The sequence below is a fragment of the Paenibacillus sp. CAU 1782 genome (assembly GCF_054551715.1).
Map to the genome: position 1 here is coordinate 36,573 of NZ_JBTOLL010000017.1, position 17,252 is coordinate 53,824.

The following is a 17,252-nucleotide window of genomic DNA, read 5'->3' on the forward strand; positions in this document are numbered from 1 at the left end:
TGCAAATCTCTTTGATGATTAAGAGTATAGCCCTTTGGGTTCTGTTTCGCCAGAAATGCGGTAGTCCGCGCCCGGGATGGCAGAAGCCATGTCTCCGCTATTCAAATTTCAACTGGAGCGAATCGCAAATTGGCGTGTAACCGATCTTTTGATAAATGCTATTAGATGTGGGATTTGCCAAGTCCGTATATAAGACGCATTTCGAAAACCCTTTATCCAATGCAAGCTGGCTTATTTGCGCCACAATTGAAGAAGCATACCCCTTCCTGCGCTCATATGGAGGAGTATATACAAATGCCACGCCAATAGCCGTCCCCATTTCCCTTGTATATCCAGCCATTGAAACGGGTATCCCGTTATCCTCCAAGATATAGAGCTTTTTTGATGCGATCCGGTAGAGATAAGGGGCTGCCTCTTGGGGGATAGACATTTCGGTTTTGCCGTAACTCACTCCTGCATAAAATGCTTCGGCCCAATAGGGGAAAAAGTGAATATCCCCTTCTTCCAGCAATCGAACGTTGCCAACCTTTGGGATGTCCCGGTTTACTGCCGTAAGTTCATATATACGCTGGTTCATGATTGTTTTAAAGGTTGTTCCCTTGCGCAAGGCATATGCTTTGGCAAAATACTCTGCCAAGGTTTTTTCGGTTGTCACGCCTGGAATTTCATGGTCCTTCAGCCCCTCTATCAGACGGCTTATCGCTTCCGGGTTAATGAGGTTGTCTGTTGCATAAAGCGTAATATTGTGCGGCGGTGTCATGAGGGCGGTAAGTTGTATGCCCCCAGCATCCGAGATCGTTGCCATCAGCCAGTTTACAGGGTCGCGCCAGTCTGTTTTGTCTTTTCCTTCATGCCCAATAATGATATTGCCAAGAGGAATCAAATTTTGTGCTTCATGACGCATTAGAACATCATAGGTATCATCGTAAAACTCATGCACATCCGTATACAGTTTGAATTGCATTGCAATACCACCCTTCCCTCCAAATTTTATGAAGACGCAAAAAAGCCCCATCCCATTAGGGACGGAGCTGCTCCGCGTTACCACCCTGATTGACGTTTATCGTAAACGTCCGCTTAGTCATCGTCCAACAACGATGCTTCTTTGTAACGGTAGAATTCCGGGCCCGCCTACTATCATTCGGGGGCCAGCTCCGAGGTGATTTTTGGATTCGGATATCCGCTGCCTCGCACCACCCGGCAGTTCTCTGAACGGCGTTTCCGGATCTACTTGTCCTCTTCATTGCATTTGGCAATTATTGATAGAATTCAATATAATATATTCGCAATATTCTGTCAACAATTCAAACTACAATTGCCCACTACTATTTTCACTCCAAAAAGTTTTTCGTCCAAGTTAATTTCATCATAGACTCATCCCCCGGCGCTCGCCTTATAATCATGGGATATGTCTAAAAACAAGGAGAGCTGCGCTTCATGTGGTTTGTATTTGCGTTATTAACCGCCATCGCCTGGGGCGGCGCGGATTTATTTTATAAGAAGGGCAGCGACAGTCGAGACCGGTTCAGCCATCTCAAAATCGTCGTTATGGTTGGTCTGGTCATGGGACTTCACGGAGTCTCTTACATGTTGATTAAAGGAATCGCCTTCGCCCCTTTTGACATGCTTCGGTATTTGCCCGTATCGGCGCTTTATATCATTTCTATGACGATTGGATACGTCGGCTTGCGCTATATCGAGCTGTCCATATCTTCGCCGGTGCAAAACTCTTCGGGCGCCATTACAGCCATCCTGCTGTACATCTTTTTCACCCATAGCCTGGGTGTGTTGCAGATCGTAGGCATCGCGGTTGTTACAACAGGCGTGATCGGCATCGCCATTCTTGAAAAAAGAGCGGAACGAGCCGCGCTGCTCGCCAGCGCAACGACGATTAATCCCAAATATCAAATCGGCGTTATGGCCATCCTGTTTCCGCTTCTGTACAGCCTGATCGACGGATTGGGGACGTTTGCGGACGGGATTTATTTGGACGAGTTGGAGCTTATAGGCGAGGATGCCGCATTGCTTGCTTATGAATTCACCTTTTTTATCTGCGCGGTGCTTGTATTCATTTATTTGAGAGGGGTAAAAAAGGTGCGTTTTAACCTGCTGGGAGAACGAATTAAAGGGTATGCCGCCATTTTTGAAACGATTGGCCAGTTTTTCTATGTGTTCGCCATGTCCAGCAATGCCATTATTGCTGCTCCCCTGATTGCTTCCTATAGTATTTTCTCGATTATTCTATCCCGCATATTCCTCAAGGAGAAGCTGAGCAGAACGCAATACGGCGTCATCGTATTTGTCCTGATCGGTATTGCGCTGCTTGGCATTGCCGACGAGCTGTAGTTGTACTTCGGGGCTGGCCATCTGGCTGTCCGCTGCCTTCGTTGGTTTGCACGATTTATCAACTATCAGGAAAGGGTCAGGCGGGAGCGTCGGCAGCGCAGCGAAAGCCGATGTTGCCCGTTGAGCTGTCAGGCGTGTTGCTGGTCCGCGCCGCCGAACGATACCGGTTGCAATAGGAATGGTGGCAGAGATAAGAGCCGCCTTTCATCGTTTTGGATGTGCCGCTCACGGGTCCGTGCGGATTGCGGTCGCCCACTTTAGGCTGCAGGTAGAAATCGGTGACTTGGCCCAATTAATTGGACGCTCGCCCAGCTATACGTCTTCCATGTTCAAGGAGGTAACCGGTCAATCGCCCATCCAGTTCATGCGTCACCTGAGGATTGCCGAAGCCAGGCGACTCCTGCTGCACACGGATATGGAGCTATCGGATATCTCTCAATATTGGGGCTACTACGATACCTCGTACTTCTATCGGATGTTCAAAAAAATGATGGCAACGACCCCGTCGGAGTTCCGTGCGCGGAATGTTGGCGACCTTCTGCAATTACGCGACTGATGGGGAGCCATCGCTCCCTTCGTCCGCTTTGGCTCCGCATCCTGCCTCATTTCACACCGTTATTGCCCCATTGCGCGTTCTAGCTTGTTATACTCTTGAAATAGTTATAGATCTGCTCCAGCCGCTTGCCCTGCGCTCCGTTTTTCTTTTCCATGGAGCCGAATTCAAACACCTTGGTTTTTTTGATTCCGACATAGCTGAGCAATGCCCGTTTCATTAATATTTTGTGCGCGTTGTTCAGCCAGAAAAAGGGATACATCGTTGGCCCCTCCATCGTGGAGACAATAACGGCCGACTTGTTTTTTAGGAGTCCCTCCGGCAGCAAGCCCCCCTTCTTCCGATATGCAAAATTGGCGGACATCATCCGATCGATGTAACCCAGCAGCATGGCTGGAGGCCGCCCCCACCAGATGGGATAAATAAACACGATTTTATCCGCCCACAGCAGCTGCTTCCGGTGCTCCGTCAAATCGGGATCGATATGCATATCCCTTCTCCGTTTATGCTCGTTAAATAGCAGTCTGGGATCAAAATCATCAGCATATAAGTCCAGTATTTGTATTTCGCTCACAAGCCGATTTTCTCTCAATCCTTCAACGGTTTTCTGCAGAAACGCATAGTTGAGGCTGTTGTAATTGGGATGTGTATATATGATCAGTGTTTTCATGCGGCACCTTCTTCGTTATCATTTGATAATAAATTAACATGCCGAAATTTACTTGTCAATAGATAATTATCTTTTAATAAGAATAACGATCGTATAAAATAAAAAGACGATTCCCCAAACTAAGGGGAAACGTCTCTTTACAATAGAATTGTGCCGACATCCTGCCCTTCCGCTGCAAGCGGAGAATACATCCACCATCTGGCGTAGGGCACCTCATGGACACGGCCCGATCGGACCGCTTTTAAGCTGCGCCAATACTCCGACTTCCCAAGCCTGGAAAAGGAAGCTTTTGCGCCTCGCTCCTGCTCATTCACCATAACAAATTCCTGAAGCAGAATTAGCCGTTTGAACTGCTCCAGCCCGCTGACCGCATCCCTGTACTGCGAGATCTCATCCATTTTTTTTATAAAAAAGGCCAAAGGATGAACATTGAAGGGAACGTTGGCATCCAGATTCAACATGACGGAGTTCCCTCCATCAGATCCAGTCCCTTCAGCAAAAGCATCGCCATCGGGACTGCTTAATTCTACATCGCTTATTCGAACGTCAAATGAAACTTCATTCATATGCAGCATTTGACCCGAGCTTACTTGAAATTCTACCGACGTTCCAGGCGAAAGCAGCATGCAGTGGCTTTTGTGAAGATGAACAGGTTGACCGTCAATTGCCGCAATTCCGCTTCCCCCATGAATGAGCCAAAGGGCATAGGATGCGACGGCAAAAGGCGGCTGCTCCATGCCCAAATTTATAATGCGCGCTTCGATGCCGATCCACTCAAAGCGGGATCGATCGATTGGCCATCTTATTGGTAAAGGCTTCATTGCCCGGTAACCTCCCGCGGTTGAAACAGCTCTCATTAACAAGCTGATTGTACGACAATTCCCAACCGCAGAAAAGCCCCTGGAGTAAGGGGGCTTTTTCCAACACATTATTTAAACAATTCGATTGCATCATCAAGCAAGGCATCAGTCGAAAACAGCGTATACGACCACCATTTGTCATACGGAACAATGTATACGTGATTGTTTTTTACAGCGGGCAGGCTTTTCCACAGGTTGGAATTCTGCATTTCCTCAAAAAACTCCACCGATCCCGGCTGCGTATCGTTTACCTTCACAATCAAATAATCGGCGGTAACTTCTGGAAGCTTCTCCAGCGACTGTCCTTCCGTGTAGACCAAATAACCGCCATTGCTTTCGATTTGCTCCTCGATAAACGGCAATCTTTTTAATCCTAAAAGATCATGCAGCACATACCCCATATTCCGGTTGCCCGCAACCTGGAACGAATCCTTGAAAATCTCGATGGCGGCTACCGTTTTGTCCGAAGGCACGATTTCGCTCATCTGAGCCTTGCGCTCCTCGGCTTTTGCTTCATGATTCGCAATCCATGTCTCCGCCTCTGCCTGCTTGCCGACGATATCGCCTACAAATCGCAATTGATCGTACAAATTGGACTTCCACGGATACAGAAAGGTAGGGGCGATAAGCTCAAGCTGCTCCACGATCTCGGGAGCAACGAAAGATGAAGCGATAATAAGGTCCGGCTTTAACTCCAGAACCGCCTCCATATTAGGCGGGTAATCTCCGGCAATTTGGATCTGGTCCGCATAATCTCTTAAATAGTAATCCTGTTGGATTTCATATTGCAGACCGCCAACCGGCGTAATCCCTAAAGCCAGCAGCTGTGTGGTGGCGCTGATGGAAAAGATGCGTTCCGGATTAACCGGAATTTCCTTGGTTCCAGCGGAATCAGTAAATTCCTTGGTTAGCGAAGAGGGCTCGGCGGTCGGCTCGCCATTACTTGGAGAAGCGGGAGATTTTTTTCAGACAATATGGAGCAGCTCGCCAGCTTGATCGCAGCTTCGTTATTGAAAGTTTGATCCTTCTTCACTTTCCGGTCTCAATTGCCACCCATAGCTCATTTCTGTTTTCCTCCGGCGGCAAATAGCGTTCAATGGCAGGCAGATAGGCAAGCTCATAACCGGAGGACGGCAACCACTCCGTATACAGCCGTTTCCATATGCCGGCGATGCCTTCCGGCCCTCCTTCCGCCTCAAACACAGCCCATGTCGCTGCCGGAAACTCTCTGCTTATCATGCCTTCCGGCGGCGCTTCGTTGGAAGCAATGGACAAAATATATTGAAACGTCTCGTTCCTCCCAAAATCGCCATCGGCGCAAACCCCCAATATACCGCTTAACGGAAAATCCTCCGCCCGAACTTCCCAAAGCCTGCCGAACAGACCTTCGCTGGCCGCTTTCCCCCATAAGGCGGGTACCTTTTCAAATGCATCCTGATGATCAATACTTTCCTGTACTCCCGTGATGGCAAAAGCGGCCAACTGTTCAATTCTGTAATTCATTTCCGCAGCTCCCTTAATCGATATTTGAAAGGAAATGCGGGAATACGCCTTTAATTTGGTTCCGGCATGACGCGCTGCAGTCGGAGTGGCTCCATGCAGCTGCGAAAAAGCGCGGGTAAACGCCTCCGGGGATTCATACCCGTACTTGTGGGCAACCTCGATAACCTTCATCTCGCTGTTTTGCAGGTCAAAAGCTGCCAGCGTCAACCGTCTGCGCCTGATATATTCCGACAGCGGGACCTCCGCCATAAACGAAAACATGCGTTGAAAGTGATACACCGAGCAGCAGGCAATCCTGGCTGCAGATTGGTAATCAACTTCGTCCGCGAGCCTCTCCTCGATATATTTTATGGCCTTGTTCATGCGTTCCACCCATTCCATTCCCGCTTCCCCCTTCTCGATCCATCCTACCGCTCCGCCAAGGTGTTGTCCTAACATTTGATGCATTAATCTGCAAGGTCGCGACGTTCCACTCCTGCCCCAATCAACGCTGATTGCGATGGTAGAGAGATGCTGACTACAATTTAAGCAGCCCCGCCTCCAAAACGGGGCGGGGCTAATGAATCAAAGCGAGCGATAACACTGCGCTCTCCCTGTCCCTGACACTGTCAGATATGCAGCCTCATCAGCTGCGGAACCAGCGAGCGCAGCTCCTTCAGGAAGGTTTCGCTGGCGAGCGATAGTTTCTTTTGGGCGTGGAGCCAATAAAAATCGACCGGATGCTCCTTCTGGAGCGGTATCGGCACGATATTGCCATTGATGACATAAGGATCGTTTTTTAGCGAAATATCCAAATAAAAGCCGATGCCAAAACCTTCGCTGATGACGCGTTTGGATACTTCGGAATGCTTGGCGTGGAACATTTGCCGGAGCGGACCATAATCCTCAAGCTCGGCGCGGATTTTCTCCGATGTTCCTATGATGGGATGTTTGCTGATTTCCTCCATCGACAAGCTTTCCTTGGTCGCCAGCGGCGATTTGCTTCCTACGCAAGCCATAATCCGGCATTTCAAAAAGCGTTCAGCCACCAGGTTTTTGAAGGCAACCTCTACCGGTGTCCCGATCAGGCCAAGATCCCACTCTCCCGCAATAATTCGCTCTTCGATCTCGGCGGGATGGCTTTCGATGATTTGCAGTTCAACAAAGGGATATTTCTCCGAATAAGCGGTGAGCAATTGAGGCAAAAAGCTGGTGCATGCGCCAAACGTGGCGCCGATCACCAGCCGCTCATTCAGAAGCGAACTGTTCATTCGGGCCGTTTCCGCAAACTGGTCCCATTTGGCCAAAATCTCCTCCGCAAGCTGAATCAGATTCATCCCCGCAGGAGTGGGCGTTGTTCCCGAACGCGTTCGGGTAAAAACGGCTACTCCGATTTCATCCTCCAGCGAGGAAATGGAGTTGCTTATATTGGGCTGCGACAAATGAAGCTTTTCGGCGGCTAGCGTCATGGAACCGCTATGCGCGACCTCAACCAAATATCTAAGCTGCTCGATTCGCATCCCTCGTACACCTCTCCTGCCATAATCGGCAGTTATGGAATCATTGCGATTTTATATTTTACATTGTAAATCGGAATATGCAACAATGCAATTATTAATTCCTAACATTCCTATCGGAATTAAACAATATTACACTGAAAGGCTGTGAACACACGATGAGCGAACCTATTGCTCCCTTTGTTTTTGCCAAACGCGTCCCTCAATCCGCACCGATGGGAGCGGCTCAAGCTGCCGTTCGCTCCGATGTCGTGCCGTTGTCTTACGGCTCCCCCATCTCGGACGCCTTTCCTTATGGGGCGCTGGAGCAGGCATCCGCACAAGCTATTCAAGCGCAAGGCGCAGCCGCCCTGCAATACGCCGGAGCCGACGGCCCGTCGGTCGTGCGGAACTGGATCGCAGCCCGCTCCTCGCTTCGCGGCATCCATGTGTTGCCGGAGCAGGTGCTGGTCACCTACGGCTCCGGGCAAGCAATCGATTTTGCCAGCCGCGCCATTCTGGAGCCGGGGGACCATGTCTGGGTGGAGTCGCCAACCTTCTTCGGCGCTCTGAATACGTTTCGGGCAAGCGAGGCGGTTTTGACCTCGTTTCCGATCGACAGCGACGGCCTGCAGGTCGATGCCGTTCAAGAAGCATTGGAAAAAGCTTTCCGTTTGAATCTGCCGCTCCCCAAATTTCTGTATTGCATACCCAACTACCATAATCCGGGCGGAATCAGCCTATCGATTAAACGCCGCCAGCAGTTAGCGGGGCTGGCAGAGAAATATAATTTCTTCATTCTAGAAGATGACGCCTATTCGGAGCTGAATTTTGAAAACGACTATTTGCCTGCTATTTATAGTTTTGCACCGCAGCGAACGATTTATTTGGGAACCTTCTCCAAAACAATCGCACCTGGCATTCGGGTTGGCTGGGCGATTGCCTCGCAAGAGGTGATTGGCAAGCTGAATACTTTTTTTCACGGCAGCCGAGCCAGCGTATTCACTCAACAAATCGTCGGCAACCTGCTGCAAAACTTCGGCTTTGAACAACATATTGACGAGTTGATCAAGCGATACCGCAGCCAGCGCGACAGCTTGATTGCGGCCTTGGACAAGCATCTCGGAGAAGCCGTGGAATATACGGTGCCCGGCGGAGGATTTTTTGTCTGGCTTCGCTTCAAGCAAGGCATCGATACCGGAGAACTTGTCCGTTACGCTGCGGAGAAAGGAGTCAGCTTTATTGACGGCAAGCAGTTTTATTTGAACCCGGAGGATGGAGCGCAATATGCAAGGTTATCCTTCAGCTATTGCGAATCCGACGCTTTAGAGCTAGGCGTCGCAAGGTTGGCGGAAGCATACAACGCCTACCTCGCCGAAAGGAGCGAGGGCTCTTTTATCTAATCCAATACGGCAAGGATACGCTTGCCTGATTCTGTAGGTCGCAAGTCTGGAGGTTCCCGTCAAGGGATCTCATAATCCCAATAGCAGCAAACGGTTTTGAAGCGATCATTCAAACTAACTCAATAATGCGAAGCGTAATGCTCGCCCATTCACAGGAGGTCAAACTAATGAAACTCAAACGGAAAGCACTATTCAATCTGATACTATTAACGGCGCTGGCGGTTTTACTAGCAGCTTGCGGCAGCAATACAGGAAATGCAGGCAATCCAACAGGCGGCGCAGCTGCCTCTCCAAGCGCGGAAAGCTCCCCTTCCGCAGAACCGTCGTCTTCCCCGGAAGCGCAAGGGGCGGAGCAGCCGGACCCGAATAAATACAGTGGCGTTGTTGTTCAACTGGAAGGCAGCCAGGTCGGCCCAATGATTATTGGCAAAGAAAAAGGCTGGTTTGCCGAGGAATTCGCCAAATACGGAGCGACCGTGGAATTCCAGACACTGGCCAGCGCTTCGCAATACAATGAAGCTCTTGCCGCAGGAAGACTCGATATCGTCCGCACCGGCTTTATCGGCACGATCGCCGCTCAATCCGCCGGTATCGAATTCAAATCATTGGCGGAAGGCAGCAGCGGAGCGCCGGATGCCATTCTGGTTCCGGAGTCCAGCCCGATTCAATCCATCGCCGACCTGAAAGGCAAAAGCATTGCGGTAGCCAAAGGCAGCAGCTCATGGGGCGTGCTCCAGCTAGCCCTGAAGCAAGCGGGCGTTTCTCCCGATGATGTCAAGCTTGTAAACCTGCAACCAAGCGACGCGCAGGCCGCTTACCAGAGCGGACAAGTAGACGCATGGGCGATCTTCGAGCCTTACCGCAGCCAGGAAACCTCTTCCGGGTCGCGCGTTGTTGCAGAAGCAAAAACACTAGGCATCTTTACGCCTGGCTATGTGATCTCCCGCACCGAATTTGCTGACAAATACCCTGAGCTGGTTGTTGCTTTCCTGAAAGCCTACCAACGCTCGATCGATTGGCAGAGAGCCAATCTGGACGAAGCCGTTAAGCTGAATGCCCAGATCAAAAACGCGAGCGAAGATACCATTCGCATTTCTCTTGCCAACCCAAGCTCGGAGCCGACCAACCTGCCTGTCTCGGAGGAAGCAACCAAATTCCAGCAGCAAACGGCCGACCTGATGTTTGAGCAAGGCGAGATCAAAGCCAAGGTCGATGTCTCCGCAGTTATTGATAATTCCTTCCTCGAGAAAGCGCTGGAAGAATTGAAAACCGAAGCAGCCGGTAAATAGATTTAACAAACCAATGAACGGAAACAAAGAACGGAAACAAAACAACGAACGGAAGTGTTTTGCAATGAAGCAAGCGAACGAGCAATTAAACGATCAAACGAACGATCAATCGAACGAGCAAGCAAACGAGCAAGCGATCAATCAGTCAAGCGAGCAAACCGAGCATTCAAGCCATAAACCCAGCGAGCAAACCAAACAATCCAGTAATAAACCCGGCCAGCAGTTAAACACGCAATTGAACCTGGGCGCTTTCATCTTTACCTTCGGCCATCACTTTGCCGCATGGCGTCATCCCGAGACGGATACCAACGAAGTGATCAATCTCGATTATTACCGCGAAATTGCTGCCGCGGCTGAACGCGGCAAGCTGGATATGCTTTTCCTGGCGGATACCGGCTCTATTCCGCTGAGCGACGCCGAGTCCAGCGCGCGTTTTGTCTACCCCGAAGCAACGGCCGTCATCGGCGCGCTTACGGCAATGACGGAACGGATCGGCTTGGCCGCGACGGTATCGACTACATTCAACGATCCCTATAATGTCGCCCGGCGTTTCTCCACCCTCGATCATTTGAGCCGTGGACGCGCCGCTTGGAACGTTGTCACCTCCACCAAGGAAAGCGACGCCCTGAATTACAGCATGGATAAGCTTCCCGAGCATGGCTCGCGCTACGAACGGGCGCAGGAATTTCTGGATGTAGCCAACGGACTGTGGGACAGCTGGGAGGATGAAGCACTCGTTTGGGACAAAAAAGGCGGCGTGTTTGCGGACAAGTCCAAGGTTCATCTCCTTGAACATCAGGGCAATTCCTTCTCGGTATTGGGTCCGCTCAATATTCCGCGCTCTCCTCAAGGGCGCCCCGTTATCGTTCAAGCCGGCACCTCCCCCACAGGATCGCGCTTCGCCGCGCGGTCTGCCGACATCATATTCACCGCATGCGAGGATAAGGAGGAAGCCATCCGCTTTTACCGCCAAGTGAAGGACATGCTGCCGGAATTCGGAAGACGGCCGGAGCAGGTTAAAATTATGCCGGGTCTTATGTTTTTTGTTGGCGCAACCGAGGCTGAAGCCAAAGCCAAGGAAGAGGAATTTTATGACCTCATCCTCCCTTCTGCAGGCATCACTTATTTGTCGCGCATGCTGAACGCGGATTTGTCGGGCTGCTCGCCGGATGACGAGCTTCCGGATATCCCTTTGGAGGGCAATACCAGCCGGGCCAAAATCATCGTTGAAGCAGCACGTCGCACAAAACAAACCATTCGACAGCTTGGTATGCATTTTGCCGTAGCAAGGGGCCATATGAAGGTGACTGGTACGCCGGAGCAAATTGCCGACCTGATTGAAGATTGGTTTAAGAGCGCAGCATGCGACGGCTTCAACATTATGCCTCCCCTTCTGCCGGGCGGCATGGGAGAATTCGTGGATCAGGTCGTTCCCGTTCTTCAACGGAGGGGGCTGTTCCGCACTGACTATACGGGCAGCACGCTGCGCGAGCATCTGGGACTGGAGCGCCCCGTCAGCCAATTCGCGCTGAACCGGGCCAACGCATTCGCCCAAGGGGAGGCCGTTACATGAGCAAAGCGGGCAAGCAATTGAAACTAGGCTTGTTTATTCAAAGCACCGGCCATCATGCCGCTGCATGGCGGCATCCCGAAACGGAGACGGGGCAAAGCCATAACGTGAAATATTACCAGAAGCTGGCGCAAACGGCGGAAAAGGGCGCTTTTGATCTCATTTTTCTGGCTGATGATCTGGCCGTGCCCTTGCCCTTCAAATCCGCGCTGACGGACCGGTACGGCAAGCTTGAGCCGCTGACTCTGCTATCCAATCTGGCTGCCGTCACCGAACATATCGGTCTGGCCGCCACCTTGTCCACAACCTTTAATGAGCCGTACCATGCCGCCCGCAAATTTGCATCCCTGGATCACATCAGCAACGGACGTGCTGCCTGGAATGTCGTGACCTCGGCGCTGCATGACGAAGCCCGAAACTTCGGGCAGGAGGCCATCCTTGAACACGAGCTGCGCTATGAGCGCGCCGACGAGTTCCTTCAGGTGGCTTCCGGCCTATGGGACAGCTGGGAAGAAGAGGCGGTTGTCGCGGACAAGGACAGCGGGCTTTATTTCCAGGAGGACAAAGTGCATCCGCTACATCATAAAGGCAAGTTTTTCAACGTCAAAGGTCCCCTTAACGTTGCGCGTCCCATACAGGGGCGACCGGTCATTATTCAGGCCGGCTCCTCCGGCGACGGACAGCAATTTGCCGCCAAACATGCCGAGGTCGTTTTTACCGTACAGAACGATTTGGAAAAGGCAAAAGCCTTCTATAAAGGAGTTAAGGAACTGGCTCAAACGCACGGGCGAACAAGCGATGAGATCAAAATTTTCCCCGGCCTGTTCCCCATTATTGCCGATACGCCCGAGGAAGCGCAGGAGCGCTACCAGTTGCTGCAGTCGCTGGTAGACAGACGAATCGGCACTGCCCTTCTGGGCGGCGTATTCGACAACATCGATTTGTCCGGCTATGGAGACGATGAACCGTTTCCGGAGCTTGCCGATGCCCAAGGCACGCGCAGCCGCTTCCAGCTAGTAACGGAGACCGCGCGCCGCGAAGGCTTGACCGTGCGTGAGGTTTACCTGCGTTTCGCCTCCGCGCGCGGACATTCCACGGTCATTGGAACGCCTGAGCAAATTGCGGACCATATGGAGCAATGGCTGAACGAGGAAGCCGCTGACGGCTTTAACATTATGCCGCCTTATATGCCGGGCGGGCTCGAGGATTTTGTAGACAAGGTTATTCCGGTATTGCAGAAGCGCGGATTGTTCCGCACGCATTACGAAGGACGCACCCTGCGGGACAATTTGGGTCTGCGCCGTCCGGCCAGCAGGCACGCCAAGGCGGCGAACGAGGTGCAGGAATGAGCGCCACGGGACGGCTGGAGCTGAGCGAGGTAAGCAAAAGCTTTCGCTCCGCCAAGGTCAACCATGTATTGGACAATATTGGGCTTAACGTCGAGCCGGGACAGTTTGTTACCATCATCGGACCAAGCGGCTGCGGCAAAAGCACCCTGCTCAAAATCATCGCGGGCCTGGACTCCGATTATCAAGGGAGCGTTTTGCTGAACGGAGCGGACGCAGGCGGGCCAAGCCGCAAAAAAGGCTTTATTTTTCAGGAGCATCGCCTCTTCCCATGGCTGACTGTAGAAGAAAACATCGCCGCCAACGAGTCGCTGCGCGTTCCGGAAATCCGGCGGCGGGTTGATGAAATGATTGCGCTGGTGCGTCTGGACGGGTTCAGGCGCGCCTATCCCAAGGAGCTGTCCGGGGGCATGTCGCAGCGGGTAGCCATTGCCCGCGCGCTGATGCAAAACCCGGAGGTGCTGCTGCTGGACGAGCCCTTCGGGGCGCTTGACGCCTTTACGCGCGCGCATATGCAAGAAGCGCTTCTGGACATCTGGCGCCGCAACCGGACCACCATGCTGCTGGTGACCCATGATCTGGATGAAGCCGTTTTCCTTGCTGAAAAAATCGTGGTGATGGACGCAAGGCCGGGACGAATCAAAGGCATAATCACCAATGATTTGCCCTATCCCCGGTCAAGATCGGGGTCTTCGTTTCAGGAGCTTCGCACAACCGTCCAGCGCACGCTGGAGAGGACCGGGGACGAAGACGAAACCTGGTCCATCTAAGACTCCGGAACACGCATTACTAAAGGAGAATGTATGAAAAACTATGCAAAATGGTTGAAAGGCGCCATCATTCCTGCTGCTGTGCTGATTTTCTGGCAATGGGCTTCCCTGACGGGAGCGGCGGACCCCAAGCTGTTTCCGGCGCCAAGCTCGATTTTCGACGATTTCTACAGCATGCTGCTGTCGGGCGAGCTTTATTTCCATATCCGCGTCAGCCTGATGCGCGCAGCGCTTGGTTTCCTGCTGGGCGGATCGCTAGGGCTCATCGTCGGTATTACGGTTGGCATGTCGGTTCGGGCCGAAGAATTGATCGACCCTTCCGTCCAAATGCTGCGGACTGTGCCTTTACTGTCCATCACTCCGCTGTTTATTCTATGGTTCGGCTTCGGCGAGTTGTCCAAAGTACTGCTGATCGCGATGGGCTCCTTCTTCCCGCTGTACGTGAATACCTTCCTTGGCGTGCGGAATGTCGACAAAAAGCTGTTTGAGGTTGCGCGCGTGCTGGAATTTAGCCGCATTAAGCAAATCACCCGCCTTATGCTCCCTTCGGCTTTGCCCAATGTGCTGCTGGGATTGCGGCTTTCGCTAAGCATCGCTTGGTTATGCCTTGTCGTGGCGGAATTAATGGGCGCGGACAGCGGCGTTGGTTATTTGATTCAGGATGCCCGCTCCTATGTGAGAACCGGCGCCGTATTTGTGGGCATTTTCATTTTTGCCTTCGTCGGAAAGCTGGCGGACTCCCTTGTTCGCTTGCTGGAGCGCAAGCTGCTTCGCTGGCAGGACAATTACCGGGGCTGATAAAAGAAAATAGCATATAAAAGAAAATAGCATATAAAAGAAGAAGCATCCACTCCCGCAACAGGCGGGGTTGGATGCTTTTTTAATCGATATGGACAGCTGCCTTTTGCCCGCCTGGCGGTCACCGATGACCGTTAGAGCCCCAAATGGATGCATTGGCTTCATTTAACGGTCACCTATGTCCTTTACACGCTCAAAAGTCGCGTTTTTGAGATGAGTGTAAGCTTTTATGGTCATGGATGACCTTTAAACATGGACATTACCTCAAAATAAGGCTATAACGGTCATGGATGTCCGTTGCTCGCAGGATGTCCGTTACTGTTTTGAGCCTATATCTTATACCTTGAACTGGCTCAGTTCTTCCTGCAGCTTTTTGGACAAGCCGCTCAGCTTGTCGGACAAGCCGGCAACCTGCTCGATGCTATCAAGCTGCTCTTGCGTGCTGGCGCTGACTTCTTCCGTTGACGCTGAGTTTTCCTCCGTAGTGGATGAGATGATTTCTAGCGCCCTTACGATTTCTTCCTTATGGGTGTAGACGCTGGACGCGCTGCCGCTAATACGGTTCATTCTCGACTTCAGCTCCTCCAGATCGTTGCTGATGTGATAGAATGCCTGCTTCGTATCTTCCACGGACTTGGCATTTTCTTCGGCGATTTTTAAACCTTGAACCGTATGCTGCACGGAGGTTTTGGTTTTTTCTTCAATGACGCCGACTTTTTTGGCGATTTCCTGAGTAGCCAACGCAGTCTGCTCCGCCAGCTTGCGAACCTCCCCTGCAACTACGGCAAAACCTTTGCCTTGCTCTCCTGCGCGGGCAGCCTCGATGGAAGCATTCAGCGCAAGCAGGTTGGTCTGGGTAGCAATTTGCTGCACAGTCGCAACAAAACTCCCGATTTCATTGCGGCTCAAATCGATATCGTGAATAAGAGACGACATGGCCTGCGTCGCATTTTGATTGTCCTGCGACCATTTGGAGAGAAGATCAACCACTTCCAATCCCCGCACGCTTTGCTCAGCGGAGGTCTGCACCATCTGCTCTACAGCCTTGGTATCATTCGTAATATCATCGATTTGAGACGACAATGTTCCGGTTTTTTGGAAAATGTTATCCGTCTCGACGGATTGGTAATTGGTAGCATTGGCAATTTCGTTAATTGCTGTGGCCGTATCGTTCATTGTGGCGGCCGTCTTGGAGGAGATGGACTGAAGCTCCTGTGATGACTGGTTCAGCACATTCGCGGAGTCGGCTACCATGCCGATCATGCCGTTAATCTTCTGGACCATATTGGACATGCCGCGGGAGATTTGGCCAATCTCGTTATTGGACTTCACGTCAAAGCTGACGGTCAAATCGCCTTGCTCGATCAGCTTCATTTTGCCCAGCAGCTTTGGAATGGATCTCAACAGATACCGCAAAGTCACGTAGCAGCCGGCAACCAGCAGAAGCGTGGCCGCCGCAAACGAGATCAACGTAATTTGGGTCATGCCTTTTAATTGCTCCAAAACCTCTTTTTCGCTAATCGTCAAACCTACCGACCATCCCGTGTCTTCGCTTGTTGCGTATCCGATGTACCGGCGCTCGCCGTTATCCTGCATCAGTTCAACGCCGGATTGCCCATTCAGCATCTTTTGACCGATTTTACCCAAGTCGCCGGGGCTATCCGTCAGGTTTTCCTTGAGCACCTTTGTTTCGTCGGGGTGATAAAGGATTTCGCCCGTATCCGAAGCCAAGATGGAGAAACCGGTCTCGCCGAGCGAATAGCTCTGCATAATGGTCGGAATATCGCTAAACGCAATATCTACCGCAACAAATCCGATCATGCTGCCAGCAGCATTTTTGACCGGATAAAAGATTCCCATCAGCAGATCTCCCGTCGTAACGTCCGGGTAAGGCGCCGAGTAATAAAGCCCGTCCGTCTCGGTAACCGGCTTATAGTATGGACGTGTCTGGATATCAAAATCCGGGGCGGACACGGAGCCGTCATTCAGAATCCAGTAGCCCTTTCCGTCAATGCCCGCAACCCAGGCATCTGCAAAGGAAGGCTCCATCGCAACCATCTCGGCCAGCGTTGCTTGTACCTCGGCTGCATAAGGAGATGTTTTGGCCATTTGCGGAGTCTCGGTTGACTCTATGTAACGCGTAAAGGTTTGATTGGTTGACATCTGCTTAACCAACGAACCTTTTTCTTTAAAAAACGCATCAAATTCTTTAACAAGCGCTGTTGTTTTTGTTTCTAGCAATGTCTCTTGCTGGTTAATCAGAATGCCGCGCATGTTAGAAAACATAACCGCTCCCAGAACAAAAAAGACAACAACGATAATACTGAACAATAAAAGCGCCAATGTATTGGCAATACTCGAGGAACGTGAAGCCTTCTTTTTCACAATTTGCAGCATGTTGTCATCTCCTTTGGTGTCTTGTCTTGTGAACAAAGCTCACTTTAATACTTCTAATCTTGTATTAATTTTAATTAGATTTTGAATTTACACAAGTCTCATTTTTTCAACATGATGGCAAAAAGCCTATGGCCGCTCTTCATCATCCAGCGATCTCTGCACCATTTTCAACAATTCTTCTGCTATCAGCTCCGGCTTATAGTGATGAACGTAATGTGCGGCATCGGCTACCAAGGAATGTCCGCCATAATATACGGCGGATTTTCGGCGGA

15 protein-coding genes, 1 pseudogene and 1 other annotated feature are annotated in these 17,252 nt (G+C 51.3%); of the genes and pseudogenes, 8 read left to right on the forward strand and 8 right to left on the reverse strand.

Features of this window, described 5'->3' with window-relative positions; genetic code table 11:
- Positions 1-97 precede the first annotated feature (97 nt).
- Positions 98-1,015 (reverse strand): GNAT family N-acetyltransferase, encoded by a 918-nt coding sequence (locus ACX93W_RS22720; protein WP_459394666.1) that lies wholly within the window; start codon positions 1,013-1,015, stop codon positions 98-100.
- A 3-nt stretch (positions 1,016-1,018) separates the two neighbouring features.
- Positions 1,019-1,253 (reverse strand) — a binding site (T-box leader).
- Between the two features lie 184 nt (positions 1,254-1,437).
- On the opposite strand from ACX93W_RS22720, the gene ACX93W_RS22725 reads away from it, so the two are divergent.
- On the forward strand, positions 1,438-2,346 hold the full coding sequence (locus ACX93W_RS22725) for an EamA family transporter (RefSeq protein ID WP_459394667.1): 909 nt from the start codon (positions 1,438-1,440) through the stop codon (positions 2,344-2,346).
- Positions 2,347-2,422: 76 nt separating this feature from the next.
- On the opposite strand, the pseudogene ACX93W_RS22730 reads toward ACX93W_RS22725, so the two are convergent.
- A pseudogene (locus tag ACX93W_RS22730) lies at positions 2,423-2,599 on the reverse strand (SUMF1/EgtB/PvdO family nonheme iron enzyme); the annotation flags it as partial.
- 30 nt (positions 2,600-2,629) lie between these two features.
- Here ACX93W_RS22730 and ACX93W_RS22735 point away from each other — a divergent pair.
- Positions 2,630-2,902: a helix-turn-helix transcriptional regulator gene (locus ACX93W_RS22735; RefSeq protein WP_459394668.1), complete on the forward strand. Its 273-nt coding sequence runs from the start codon at positions 2,630-2,632 to the stop codon at positions 2,900-2,902.
- A 79-nt stretch (positions 2,903-2,981) separates the two neighbouring features.
- Here the strand turns inward: ACX93W_RS22735 and ACX93W_RS22740 are convergent, their stop codons facing one another.
- From ACX93W_RS22740 to ACX93W_RS22760, 5 genes are all read right to left on the reverse strand, one after another.
- Positions 2,982-3,569 carry an NAD(P)H-dependent oxidoreductase gene (locus ACX93W_RS22740; RefSeq protein ID WP_459394669.1) on the reverse strand — a complete coding sequence of 196 codons (588 nt, stop codon included), beginning with the start codon at positions 3,567-3,569 and terminating at the stop codon, positions 2,982-2,984.
- A 137-nt stretch (positions 3,570-3,706) separates the two neighbouring features.
- Complete coding sequence (locus ACX93W_RS22745; protein ID WP_459394670.1) at positions 3,707-4,390, reverse strand: AraC family ligand binding domain-containing protein; 684 nt, start codon at positions 4,388-4,390, stop codon at positions 3,707-3,709.
- Between the two features lie 107 nt (positions 4,391-4,497).
- Positions 4,498-5,301: an ABC transporter substrate-binding protein gene (locus tag ACX93W_RS22750; protein ID WP_459394720.1), complete on the reverse strand. Its 804-nt coding sequence runs from the start codon at positions 5,299-5,301 to the stop codon at positions 4,498-4,500.
- Positions 5,302-5,458: 157 nt separating this feature from the next.
- The gene (locus tag ACX93W_RS22755; RefSeq protein WP_459394671.1) at positions 5,459-6,370 is read right to left on the reverse strand and encodes an AraC family transcriptional regulator; all 912 of its coding nucleotides are present in this window, start codon (positions 6,368-6,370) and stop codon (positions 5,459-5,461) included.
- Between the two features lie 170 nt (positions 6,371-6,540).
- The gene (locus tag ACX93W_RS22760) at positions 6,541-7,431 is read right to left on the reverse strand and encodes a LysR family transcriptional regulator (RefSeq protein WP_459394672.1); all 891 of its coding nucleotides are present in this window, start codon (positions 7,429-7,431) and stop codon (positions 6,541-6,543) included.
- A gap of 155 nt (positions 7,432-7,586) precedes the next feature.
- Here ACX93W_RS22760 and ACX93W_RS22765 point away from each other — a divergent pair, with 155 nt between their 5' ends.
- From ACX93W_RS22765 to ACX93W_RS22790, 6 genes are all read left to right on the forward strand, one after another.
- Positions 7,587-8,810, forward strand: coding sequence for an aminotransferase-like domain-containing protein (locus ACX93W_RS22765; RefSeq protein ID WP_459394673.1), 1,224 nt, complete (start codon positions 7,587-7,589; stop codon positions 8,808-8,810).
- 167 nt (positions 8,811-8,977) lie between these two features.
- On the forward strand, positions 8,978-10,099 hold the full coding sequence (locus ACX93W_RS22770; RefSeq protein ID WP_459394674.1) for an aliphatic sulfonate ABC transporter substrate-binding protein: 1,122 nt from the start codon (positions 8,978-8,980) through the stop codon (positions 10,097-10,099).
- A 64-nt stretch (positions 10,100-10,163) separates the two neighbouring features.
- On the forward strand, positions 10,164-11,672 hold the full coding sequence (locus ACX93W_RS22775; protein WP_459394675.1) for an LLM class flavin-dependent oxidoreductase: 1,509 nt from the start codon (positions 10,164-10,166) through the stop codon (positions 11,670-11,672).
- Positions 11,669-13,018 carry an LLM class flavin-dependent oxidoreductase gene (locus tag ACX93W_RS22780; RefSeq protein ID WP_459394676.1) on the forward strand — a complete coding sequence of 450 codons (1,350 nt, stop codon included), beginning with the start codon at positions 11,669-11,671 and terminating at the stop codon, positions 13,016-13,018. The genes ACX93W_RS22775 and ACX93W_RS22780 overlap by 4 nt, the downstream gene beginning before the upstream one ends.
- Positions 13,015-13,785: an ABC transporter ATP-binding protein gene (locus ACX93W_RS22785; RefSeq protein WP_459394677.1), complete on the forward strand. Its 771-nt coding sequence runs from the start codon at positions 13,015-13,017 to the stop codon at positions 13,783-13,785. The genes ACX93W_RS22780 and ACX93W_RS22785 overlap by 4 nt, the downstream gene beginning before the upstream one ends.
- A gap of 33 nt (positions 13,786-13,818) precedes the next feature.
- Positions 13,819-14,583 (forward strand): ABC transporter permease, encoded by a 765-nt coding sequence (locus ACX93W_RS22790; protein WP_459394678.1) that lies wholly within the window; start codon positions 13,819-13,821, stop codon positions 14,581-14,583.
- A 336-nt stretch (positions 14,584-14,919) separates the two neighbouring features.
- Here ACX93W_RS22790 and ACX93W_RS22795 read toward each other — a convergent pair whose 3' ends face one another.
- Positions 14,920-16,980, reverse strand: a complete 2,061-nt coding sequence (locus tag ACX93W_RS22795) for a methyl-accepting chemotaxis protein (protein ID WP_459394679.1) — start codon at positions 16,978-16,980, stop codon at positions 14,920-14,922.
- Positions 16,981-17,252: the final 272 nt, after the last annotated feature.

Coding starts and splice junctions, on each gene's coding strand:
- ACX93W_RS22795 (WP_459394679.1), bottom strand. CDS start 16,980: ATGCTGCAAATTGTGAAAAAGAAGGCTTCACGTTCCTCGAGTATTGCC.
- ACX93W_RS22770 (WP_459394674.1), top strand. CDS start 8,978: ATGAAACTCAAACGGAAAGCACTATTCAATCTGATACTATTAACGGCG.
- ACX93W_RS22745 (WP_459394670.1), bottom strand. CDS start 4,390: ATGAAGCCTTTACCAATAAGATGGCCAATCGATCGATCCCGCTTTGAG.
- ACX93W_RS22775 (WP_459394675.1), top strand. CDS start 10,164: ATGAAGCAAGCGAACGAGCAATTAAACGATCAAACGAACGATCAATCG.
- ACX93W_RS22790 (WP_459394678.1), top strand. CDS start 13,819: ATGAAAAACTATGCAAAATGGTTGAAAGGCGCCATCATTCCTGCTGCT.
- ACX93W_RS22720 (WP_459394666.1), bottom strand. CDS start 1,015: ATGGGGCTTTTTTGCGTCTTCATAAAATTTGGAGGGAAGGGTGGTATT.
- ACX93W_RS22755 (WP_459394671.1), bottom strand. CDS start 6,370: ATGTTAGGACAACACCTTGGCGGAGCGGTAGGATGGATCGAGAAGGGG.
- ACX93W_RS22780 (WP_459394676.1), top strand. CDS start 11,669: ATGAGCAAAGCGGGCAAGCAATTGAAACTAGGCTTGTTTATTCAAAGC.
- ACX93W_RS22760 (WP_459394672.1), bottom strand. CDS start 7,431: ATGCGAATCGAGCAGCTTAGATATTTGGTTGAGGTCGCGCATAGCGGT.
- ACX93W_RS22785 (WP_459394677.1), top strand. CDS start 13,015: ATGAGCGCCACGGGACGGCTGGAGCTGAGCGAGGTAAGCAAAAGCTTT.
- ACX93W_RS22765 (WP_459394673.1), top strand. CDS start 7,587: ATGAGCGAACCTATTGCTCCCTTTGTTTTTGCCAAACGCGTCCCTCAA.
- ACX93W_RS22725 (WP_459394667.1), top strand. CDS start 1,438: ATGTGGTTTGTATTTGCGTTATTAACCGCCATCGCCTGGGGCGGCGCG.
- ACX93W_RS22740 (WP_459394669.1), bottom strand. CDS start 3,569: ATGAAAACACTGATCATATATACACATCCCAATTACAACAGCCTCAAC.